Annotated in this window: 7 protein-coding genes; 3 read left to right on the forward strand and 4 right to left on the reverse strand. The window is 68.5% G+C overall.

Going from position 1 to position 9,652, the window contains the following annotated elements; genetic code table 11:
• Positions 1 to 9 precede the first annotated feature (9 nt).
• From AB1Z25_RS14045 to AB1Z25_RS14060, 4 genes are read right to left on the reverse strand one after another with little or no spacing between them, the layout of a single operon-like run.
• Positions 10 to 3,861 carry a type VI secretion protein IcmF/TssM N-terminal domain-containing protein gene (locus tag AB1Z25_RS14045; protein ID WP_486635500.1) on the reverse strand — a complete coding sequence of 1,284 codons (3,852 nt, stop codon included), beginning with the start codon at positions 3,859 to 3,861 and terminating at the stop codon, positions 10 to 12.
• Positions 3,858 to 4,622 carry a DotU family type IV/VI secretion system protein gene (locus AB1Z25_RS14050; RefSeq protein ID WP_486635501.1) on the reverse strand — a complete coding sequence of 255 codons (765 nt, stop codon included), beginning with the start codon at positions 4,620 to 4,622 and terminating at the stop codon, positions 3,858 to 3,860. The genes AB1Z25_RS14045 and AB1Z25_RS14050 overlap by 4 nt, the downstream gene beginning before the upstream one ends.
• The gene (gene tssK / locus AB1Z25_RS14055; RefSeq protein WP_227108596.1) at positions 4,612 to 5,958 is read right to left on the reverse strand and encodes a type VI secretion system baseplate subunit TssK; all 1,347 of its coding nucleotides are present in this window, start codon (positions 5,956 to 5,958) and stop codon (positions 4,612 to 4,614) included. Before tssK ends, AB1Z25_RS14050 begins: the two co-directional genes overlap by 11 nt.
• 24 nt (positions 5,959 to 5,982) lie before the next feature.
• Complete coding sequence (locus AB1Z25_RS14060; RefSeq protein ID WP_227104085.1) at positions 5,983 to 6,438, reverse strand: hypothetical protein; 456 nt, start codon at positions 6,436 to 6,438, stop codon at positions 5,983 to 5,985.
• 281 nt (positions 6,439 to 6,719) lie between these two features.
• Here AB1Z25_RS14060 and tssB point away from each other — a divergent pair, with 281 nt between their 5' ends.
• The 3 genes from tssB (at position 6,720) to AB1Z25_RS14075 (ending at position 9,342) form a co-directional block, all read left to right on the forward strand.
• Complete coding sequence (tssB, locus tag AB1Z25_RS14065; RefSeq protein WP_081545015.1) at positions 6,720 to 7,265, forward strand: type VI secretion system contractile sheath small subunit; 546 nt, start codon at positions 6,720 to 6,722, stop codon at positions 7,263 to 7,265.
• Between the two features lie 35 nt (positions 7,266 to 7,300).
• Positions 7,301 to 8,779, forward strand: coding sequence for a type VI secretion system contractile sheath large subunit (gene tssC / locus AB1Z25_RS14070; protein WP_081545014.1), 1,479 nt, complete (start codon positions 7,301 to 7,303; stop codon positions 8,777 to 8,779).
• 65 nt (positions 8,780 to 8,844) lie between these two features.
• On the forward strand, positions 8,845 to 9,342 hold the full coding sequence (locus AB1Z25_RS14075; protein WP_048409970.1) for an Hcp family type VI secretion system effector: 498 nt from the start codon (positions 8,845 to 8,847) through the stop codon (positions 9,340 to 9,342).
• Positions 9,343 to 9,652 lie beyond the last annotated feature (310 nt).

Raw genomic sequence — 9,652 nt, forward strand, 5'->3', positions numbered from 1 at the left:
AAGCGCGCATCAGCTGCCCTCTATCGCGGCCAGCCGCGGATTGGCGGCCGCGCGGAACGGCGACGGCGGCGCGGCGTACGGCAGGCTGGCCACGGCCAGACCGCTCTTGCCGCCCGGCGCCTGCAAGGTCAGCCGCAAAAACATCTGCGCGTCGCCGTTGCCCAGCAAGGCCGGGTTGCGCACCGGCAGCGCCAGCATCAGGCCCACGTCGTTGACGCCTTCCACGCTATTGGTGCGCAGCGGCGAATTGTTCTCGCGCAATAAGCGCAGCAAGCCCCATTGTCCGCCGTAGTTCCAGCTGGCCAGCCGGTCGAACACGGTCAGCCCGCTTTGCGTCGAATCCTCCACCGGCGCCTGCTGCGATTCCTTGGCCCAGCGCAGGGTCGCCGTCACCGGCTGGCCGATGTTCCAGTGCAGGCGCTGGCCGTCGCCGCCGGGGTAGCGCAGGCGCTGGCCGCCGCTGGCCAGCGTCCATTCGATCACCTGGTCCGCCGCCTGTTCGTGTTCGCGGTCGGTGCGCCAGCGCACTTCCACGTCCACGCCCTGCCACGGCCCGCCGCCCTCGCGGGCGAACATCGGCCCCAGCCAGGCGCGCGCCGCCTTGGCCGCGTCCAGGAAGCGCCGCGCCGCCTGGGCCTGGCCGGACTTGAGGTCCTGCAGGCCGGCGGCCGCCAGCCCGCCGCTGTCGTCCATCAGGCGCATGAATTCCGCCACCCGCTCCGGCGCGGCGTCCGGCGCCGCCAGCTTGGCGGCGAAGGGGAAGCGGTTGGCCAGGTATTGATTGAAGAAGGCGCTCAGCTTCTGGTAGGCGGCGGCGCCGGCCTGGGTGCGCAGCGCGCCGCAGCGGTCGCTGGCCAGGCTGACCAGGGTCTGGGCGCGGTCGGAGAAGACGTTGCCGGCGGCCGGCAGCTCCACCTGGTCCAGCACCGCGCGGCAATTGCCCACGTCCATCTCGTTGAAATCCTTGACGATCATGGTTTCCAGCACCGCCGGCGCGCTGTTGGCGGCCTTTTCCTTGTAGTGGCGCAGTTCGACGGCGGCGCTTTGCCAGCGTTGCTGCAATTGCTGGTCGCTGACCGGCAACGAGGATTTGTGCGAGGCCAGCCAGCTCAGCGCCGGCGCCTGGGCCTGGGTCAGATTGCCCACCAGCTCCAGCTGCGCGCCCAGGTATTGCTGCAGCTCGCGCGCGCCGCCGGCGCGGAAGGCGCGGGCGCCGGCGTTGCGCGAGCCGTCCCACCAGCGGAAGCTGCCCTGCAGCGGCTGGTACAAGCCCAGCCCTTGCAGGCTGCGCTCCGCGTGGCGCAAGGATTGCAGCGCGCGCCGGTCCATCTCGCGCAGCACGCTGTCGCGGAAGGCGGGCTGGGCCAGTTCGTCCAGCGCCGCCAGCACCGGGGTGGCGGCCTTGGCCTGGGCGTCGAAGGCGTTGCCCTCGTCGATGGAACCGCCGTTCAGGCCAACCGACGGCTCGGCGCGGCGGCTGCTCAGGGCGGCCCACATCGCCCGCGCCGCGCTGTCCTGCAAGGCGCGCTCCAGGCCCTTGCGGTAGGCCGGCGGCATCTGGCCGGCGCTGCCGGCCAGGTATTTCTGGTAGCCGTCGTAATGACGCAGCGCCGCCGTCATGGCGTCGGCGTCCATATTCGCCAGCCCGCCCGCCGTCGGGCCGCCCTCCCCCTGCGCCCGCGCGCTGGCGACGAAATCCTGTTTCAGCAGCGAGGCCAGGGTCACGTTCAGCTTGAGCACCTGGTCCTGCAGCTCCAGGCCGCCGGACGGCCCTTGCGCCAGCAGCGCCGAACTGGCGCCCACGCCGCCCAGCCAGCGCTTGCGGAATTCCTGGCGCGCCACCGCGGAATGGTCCACCACCCGCGCCACCGCGTCCCGCCCTATCAGGCTGGAGCGGCGCGCGCCGTCCAGCATCGCGCTGTAGCCGGGCACCAGGTCCTGGCCGGCGGCGCGGCTCCAGGCGCTGTTGGTGGCGTTGACCAGGCTTTGCAGCAGGCCGATGTGGCCGGCCACGCTGTCCAGTTCCGGCAAGGAGTTGCCTTGGCCGGACTCCAGCATCAGCAGCTGTTTCTGCAATTGCTGGGCGGTGAGGTCGAAGGTCTGATTGGTGTAGAGCTGGCCGAGCCAGGCTTGCATCAGGCCGCTGAAGTGTTCGCCCACCTGCGGCCGGATCTTGGAGAGGTCGATCGGCGCGGCCACCAGTTGATCGCTGGACAGCAGGATGCGGCGCAGATTGTCGCGCTGGGCGTTCTGCGGCGCGCGCAGGCTGAGGCCGAACAGGCCGTTGGCCAGCTCCGCCGCCTCGTCCAGCGTGGTGTTGCCGTCGCGCACCGCGTGGTTGAACTGGTTGACGCGCTGTTCCAGCTTGACCGCGTCGCCGGCCAGTTGCCGCGCCAGCAGATAGGCCGGCCATTTCTCCGGCGCGGCGGTGTCGTCGCTGACGCTGTCCGCGCCGGCCTCGCCCAAGCGCCGCACTTGTTCGGCGTCGCGCAGCAGCCGCTGTTGCAAGGGCAGCATCACCGAGCGGCGCAGCGCGTATTCGATGGTGTCGTCGATGCGGCCGTCCACCGGGGACATCAGCGAGGTGGGCAGCAGCAAGGTGCCGAAACGGCGCGAGGGCGCGTCCTTGAGCGCGCGCCAGAAGGCGGCGACGCTTTGCCGCGCCGCCGCGTCGTTGCCCAGTTCCGGCCGCGGCCCGCCGCGGTCCAGTTGCAGAATGCGCAGCTGGCGGCCCAGCGCGTCGGCGTCGTCGGTGGCCGCGTGCCAGTACCAGCTGATGCCGGCCAGCCACAGGGCGGCGAACAAGCCCATGCCGGCCAGGGTCCAGCGGTGCCAGCGCTGGCGCAGCCGCAGGATGCGCGGCACCGGCTGGGCCAGGCCCTGCTCCGCCAGCACCCGCTGGCGCAGCAGCCGGCCGGCGAACAGGGGCAGCGCCGGCGGCGCGACGGTTTCTTCCAGATCGTCCTGCGGCGCGGCCTGGGCGCCGGTGAAGTAGATGCCGCGCAATTGCGGCGCCTCGCCCAGCGCGTTGCCGCGGAACACCGGATCGCACAGCGCCTGCAGATTGGCGCGCACCGCCTCGAAGCTGCGCGGCAGCAGGTACAGATCCGTGGACACGCCGCCTTGCAGGGCGCCGAATTCGGCTATGGTTTCGCTCAGGGTCAGCCGCAGCCGCGTCAAGGCCTGTTCTATCCAGTCGGATTGATAGGCGGCGCTGGCGGCGTAGGGCGAGGACCAGCCCAGCATCGCGTCGCGCGCTTCGCGCGGCAGCGCCTGCGCCAGCTCCAGGAAGCCCGGCGCCTGCTCGGTCTCGGTCACCACCAGATAGATGGGCAGGCTCAGGCCCAGCCGTCTTTGCAGATCGGAAAACTTCTTGGCCGCGGCCAGGCCGGCGCTGACCGCCAGGTGCTCGCTCCACAGCTGGCCGGCGGACACGGTCCAGATCAGCGCGTCCAGCGGCCGCGCGGCGCGGCTGCGCAAGAGCACGCCCAAGAGCCGCCGCCAGGCCGACAGCGGCGCCAGCGCGCCTTCCGGATGGCTGAACATATCGTCCGGAATCACCAGCACCGCGCCGTCCCCGCCGTACCACCAGCGGCCGAACCAATTGGCCTCGCCCTCGCTCTTCAGCTGCAGCGAGGCGCACAAGGCCTCCACATTGCGCACCCGGTCGCCCACCGCCAGCACCCAGGGGGTCTGGTAGCGGTCTTCCGCGCCGATCTCGCGCTCGAAGCGGCGCACCGAGCCGCGGAAGCTGCGCCGCGCCGGATCGGCCTCGCGCCGCAGCCACCAGATCAGCGCCGCCAGCGCCAGCAGGATCAACAGGGCCAGCAGCACAATGCCGGCTAGGGTCTGTATCGTCATTTGCTCTGCCCGTCCCCGTCCGCCCCGCGGTACAGCATGGGCTCCACCCGCGACACGATGTCGTGCCAGAAGGCGTGCCCCACCACCGACATGCCCACCAGGATGGCGGCCACGCCCACGGCCAGCCGGAAGCCGTCCGGCAGCATGCGCCGCACCGTCAGCCGCAACGGCGGCACATTGCTGCTGCGCTCCAGCGCCGGCGCCAGGCTGCGGATGTCGGCGTCGCGCTGGTAGGCGAAGGCGAACAGCTCGCGCCGCCATTCCTCGTGCTGGGCCAGCCCGCCCGGCCCGCGCAGCCGGCCGTAGAAACCCAGGGTCAGCGTTTGCAGGCAGACATTGGCCAGATCGCGCCCGGCCGGATCGCGCTCGCGCAAGACCCGTTCGATCAGCGCCGGCACCTTGTCGCCGGCGGCGCGGCTGCCGAACAGCCGCTGCTCCAGCGGCGTGGCCTGCCACAGGCTCTGCCCCGGCCAGTCGTCGAACAACAGCCGCTCGTCTATCAGCGCGACGAACAGATACTGCAAGGCCTCGATCTGGCTCTGCCCGGCCGCGCCCACGCGCGCGCCGGCGGCGCGGCTCAAGCGCCGCGCCAGCAGCCCGCCCTGCTCGGCCGCCAGTTCGGCGGCGGTTTCGGCCTTGTGGCCGCCGCCGGCCAGTTCCCGGAACACTTGCAGCCATTCGGCGTAAGCGTCTTCGAAAGTGGCGCTCAGCGGCGCTTGCGCCAGCGCCCCCAGCGGCTGGGACAGCGCGCTATCCAGCATGGCGTTCTCCATCGGCGTCCTCACGCGGGTCCGCGACGAAGAGCAGCGCCTCCCACGGCTCCAGCGCCGCGCCGCCGGCCGGCAGCGTCATCCTCAGCGGCTGATCCGCTTGCAGCCAATCGCCGTTGGCCAGCACGGCGAACAGCCGGGTGTCGTCGCCCACGCTGTAAGCCACTTGTTCGGCGCGGTCCAGCGGCTGGAAGGACAAGCCGCGCATGCGCTGGCGCGCCAGCGTGGCCACATGGGATTCGGAGGCGATGATGGCCTGGCCCAGCCATTGCTGGGCGGCGGAATCCGGCGCGCCGCCGGGCATGCGCAGGCCCACGATCAAGCGCCCGCTGTCGCGCGCGGCCTCCGGCAATACGATCCAGAAACCTTCTTCGTCGCGGTTGAACGGCAGGCTGCGGTAACCGGCGCGCACCCGGTCCAGCGCGGCGGACAGCCAGTTCAGCAGCGGCTCGTAGCTGGCCAGCAGTTCCTGGTAATTGAAGGCCGGGAACACCGGCGCGCCGGCGCCCGGGTCCAGCGCGGTCAGCGAGCCGGCCATGCCGGCCAGCAGGCCGAACAGGGCGGCCGGATGGGCGGCGCGGCTGCCCAGCGCGGCTTCCGTCTCCGGCAGCCGCGCCCACAGCGCCGCCAGCTGGCGGCGGATTTCGTCGATATCGTCGTCCTTGCCGGCCTCCTTGGCCTGGCGCAGACGTCCGCTGAGGAAGACGCATTTTTCGCGCGCCTTGGCGCACAGCGCCGCCACCTTGCGCCCCAGCAGGCTGTCCGGCAGCAGCCGCGGCGACGGCGGCGCGTAGGCGCGGCGGGCAAAGCCGCCGCCCTGCTGGGCGATGCGCAACAGCGGCAGGCAGATCATGTCGGCGCGTTCGGCCTCGGTGACCAGGCGGATGTCCGGCCGCCACAGCGTCAGGCTGGCCGGGTTCTCCCCGCTGCTCAAATCCGGCACCGCCTCGCTGTTTTCCGAGCGGAAACGCCCGGCGGCCGGGTCCAGCCGGCCGGCGCGCCACAGGGGCGGCAAAGCCAGGTAAACCGTCACCGTGCGGCCCGGCGCCTCCGCCGCGGCGGCCGTCACGTCGCAGCTGAGCGCCGCGCCGTCGCCGGCGTCGAAGCGCAGCGGCAAGCCGTCCGGCAGCACCGCCTCCAGCGCGGACACCCGCGCCACGCCGCCGGCCAGCGCCGCCTCGTCCAGCTCCAGCTCCAGCACGCCCCAATACAGCGGCTGGGCCGCCGCCGCCAGCGCCGCGGACACCCCGTCCGCCCTCAGCGCCTGCCATTGAAAATGCTGGGGCAGCAACTGCATCCCCTCGTACCAACACACCGCCTGTGGCACTGCTTTCAAACCGCTCTCCCCCCGCTACGGCTCCATCAGCCGCATATTCTTGCTTTCAAAGCGCAGCCAGACCTTCTTGCGCGCGTCCAGGCTCAGCCGGTGCATGCCCGGTCCGGCGTAGCTGGCGTACACCAGCAGGCCGGCCGCGGATTCGCCCCGTATCGGCACGTCCTCGGTTTCCAGATGCTGGCCCGGCACCAGCTCCAGCTCCCATACCTTGAGATCCGCCGGGTAGTCGCGCAGCAGCTGCTCGCGCTGCTCAAACCACTTGGCCGCCGGCAGCCCCAGCAGCAGCTTGTACAGCTCCGGGTCCTTGGCGGCGACGAAGTCCACCGCCAGCGGCGTGTCGTCGTTGGCCATGCTGACCACGTCCAGCGTGGCCGCCTGCAATTTGACCGAGGGGCCGAAGCCCAGCGACGAGCACCCGCCCAAGCCCAAAGCCAAAGCGCAGAACAGCCCAGCCAGATACCCGTTGCGCATCCGCATCACCCCGACGCCATTATCCATTGCAAATAATATTGGCAAAAAAACGCCGACAGTTCTATAGGAATTGTTAAGCCATGGTCATTGAAAAATGCAAGTTGCAAGCATTTGTCAGCAAAAAGGGCTTCCATGAGGCGGCTTGAGCCGGCTTCAATGGAAAAGAACGACCAGGCCCGGCCGGGCAACAATGGTCTGACAATCATGCAGTTTCGCCCAAGCGGACCGGATACGCGGCCCGCCGTCGGCGTCCCCAGCTTCCCAACCGATCGAGGTCTGTTATGGCAGAGAGCACACAGCACAAGCTGGACCGGATTCGTCCGCCCCGCGTGCAAATCACGTATGACGTGGAAATCGGCAACGCCCTGGAAAAACGGGAGCTGCCGCTGGTGGTAGGCATCATGGCGGACCTGGCCGGCAAGCAGGAGCAGCCGCTGCCCAAGCTCAGCGAGCGCCGCTTCGTGGAGATAGACCGCGACAACTTCAACGCCGTGCTGGCCTCGCTGACGCCGCGCGTCACCGCCCAGGTGGACAACGCGCTGTCCGACGACGGCAGCAAGCTCAATGTGGAGCTGAAGTTCAACCACTTCGACGACTTCGACCCGGTCAACATCGTCAAGCAAGTCACCCCGCTGCGCCGGCTGTACGAGGCGCGCCAGAAGCTGCGCGACCTGCTGACCAAGCTGGACGGCAACGACGAATTGGACAAGCTCTTGCAGGACGTGGTGGCCAACACCGAGGAACTGCAAAAGATCAAGAGCGCCCGCCCGGAGGCCCCGGCCGCCGCGGAAGCCGCCCCGGCGCCGGACGCGCCGCCGGCCGCCTGACGCCCCGCCCGACCCCCTGATACCGGAGACATCTCATGGCTAAGACCCAAGCCGAAGCGCCCAGCGGCGACGCCGCCTCGCTGTCGCTGCTGGACCGCATCATCCAGGAAGGCCGCATGGCCCACGACGACATCCAGCAGGAGTACGCCAAGGACCTGCTGTCCGAATTCGCCACCCAGGTGTTGGACGAAGGCATGGCCATCGACAAAGACACCGTGGCCATGATCAACCACCGCATCGCCATCATCGACCAATTGCTGAGCAAGCAGCTCAACAACATCCTGCACCACCCGGACGTGCAGAAGATGGAAGCCTCCTGGCGCGGCCTGCACTTCCTGGTGATGAACACCGAAACCAGCAGCCGCCTGAAGCTGCGCCTGCTCAACGCCACCAAGGACGAGCTGCAGAACGATCTGGAAAAAGCGGTGGAATTCGACCAGAGCGCGCTGTTCAAGAAGATTTACGAGGAAGAGTACGGCACCTTCGGCGGCCACCCCATCAGCCTGCTGATCGGCGATTACGAGTTTGGCCGCCATCCGCAGGACGTGGCGCTGCTGGAAAAGCTGTCCAATGTGGCTGCCGCCGCCCACGCGCCGCTGATCTCCGCCGCCAGCCCGCGCCTGTTCGACATGAGCAGCTTCACCGAACTGGCGGTGCCGCGCGACCTGTCCAAGGCTTTTGAAAGCGCCGAGCTGATCAAATGGCGCTCCTTCCGCGCCAGCGAGGACTCCCGCTACGTCAGCCTGGTGCTGCCGCACATCCTGCTGCGCCTGCCTTACGGCCCGGACACCAAGCCCACCGAAGGCATGAACTACGTGGAAGACGTCAACGGCACCGACCACGGCAAATACCTGTGGGGCAACGCCGCCTACGCGCTGGGCCAGCGCATCACCGACGCCTTCGCCAAATACGGCTGGTGCGCGGCCATCCGCGGCGTGGAAGGCGGCGGCGCGGTGGAAGGCCTGCCGGCCCACACCTTCGGCACCGTGTCCGGCGACATCGCGCTCAAATGCCCGACCGAGATCGCCATCACCGACCGCCGCGAGAAAGAACTGGACGGCCTGGGCTTCATCGCCCTGTGTCACAAGAAAAACACCGATCTGGCGGTGTTCTTCGGCGGCCAGAGCGCCAACCAGCCCAAGGTCTACAACACCAACGCCGCCAACGCCAACGCGCGCATCTCCGCGATGCTGCCCTATGTGCTGGCCGCCTCGCGCTTCGCCCACTACATCAAGGTGATCATGCGCGACAAGATCGGCAGCTTCCTGACCCGCGACAATGTGGAAACCTATCTGAACAACTGGATAGCGGACTACGTGCTGGTCAACGACAACGCGCCGCAGGAAGTGAAGGCCCAGTACCCGCTGCGCGAAGCGCGGGTGGACGTGACCGAAGTGCCGGGCAAGCCCGGCGCCTACCGCGCCACCGTCTTCCTGCGCCCGCACTTCCAGCTGGAAGAGCTGACCGCGTCCATCCGCCTGGTGGCGGAGCTGCCGCCGCCGGCCGCCGCCTGACGCCACACCAAGGGCCCGCCGCGCGGCGGGCCCAATACTTCTCATAACACGGAGAACACATAGCAATGGACGCCATCATTCTGGACCTGGGCAGCGACATCAAGGGCGAGTGCAAGCTGGAAGGCTACACCGACAAGATCGAAGTGCTGTCCTACAGCCACAACGTGGCCATGCAGGTGACCAACGACGTCAGCAACACCGAACGCACCTCCGGCAAACCGCATATCGGCGAATTCAGCCTGACCAAGTTCACCGACAAATCCACGCCGGAACTCAACGCCTACTGCTGCCAGGGCAAGAACATCCCCGAGGTCAAGATCACCATCGGCCGCAACGCGGCCGACAGCAGCGGCAAGGTGCTGCCCTACATCGTCTACACCCTGACCAACGCCATCCTGTCCAACGTCAGCGTCAGCGGCGGCACCGGCGGCAAGCCGGTGGAAAACCTCTCGCTCAACTTCACCAAGATCAAGTGGGAGCTGACCACCCAGAAAGACACCGGCGCCAAGGACGGCAACGCCGCCGCGGTGTGGGACCTGGCCGCCAACAAGTACTCCAAATAAGTCGATTGAATCCGCCGCGGAAGCCCATAAGCACAGCGGGCGTTCCGGGGTCTTTTGGCCACGGCAGCACACGGAAGAACACGGGCAAGCATCGGGCTTGCATGGACTTCATGACCACGGGTGTTGTCTTGTTCCGTGCTTTCCGTGCGCTTCCGTGGCAAAGAAGATTTTTTCGTGTCTTTACGTGGGTTTTGTGGCTTAGCCACGGAAAAACACGGACAAACCCAAAAGCGGCGCCTGGCTTGCGTGAGCGATGACCACGGCTGTTGTCTTGTTCCGTGTTTTCCGTGCGCTTCCGTGACAAGAAAGA

Source organism: Chromobacterium sp. HL1 (genome assembly GCF_057418835.1).

Coding starts and splice junctions, on each gene's coding strand:
- AB1Z25_RS14045 (WP_486635500.1), bottom strand. CDS start 3,861: ATGACGATACAGACCCTAGCCGGCATTGTGCTGCTGGCCCTGTTGATC.
- AB1Z25_RS14050 (WP_486635501.1), bottom strand. CDS start 4,622: ATGCTGGATAGCGCGCTGTCCCAGCCGCTGGGGGCGCTGGCGCAAGCG.
- AB1Z25_RS14060 (WP_227104085.1), bottom strand. CDS start 6,438: ATGCGCAACGGGTATCTGGCTGGGCTGTTCTGCGCTTTGGCTTTGGGC.
- tssB (WP_081545015.1), top strand. CDS start 6,720: ATGGCAGAGAGCACACAGCACAAGCTGGACCGGATTCGTCCGCCCCGC.
- tssC (WP_081545014.1), top strand. CDS start 7,301: ATGGCTAAGACCCAAGCCGAAGCGCCCAGCGGCGACGCCGCCTCGCTG.
- AB1Z25_RS14075 (WP_048409970.1), top strand. CDS start 8,845: ATGGACGCCATCATTCTGGACCTGGGCAGCGACATCAAGGGCGAGTGC.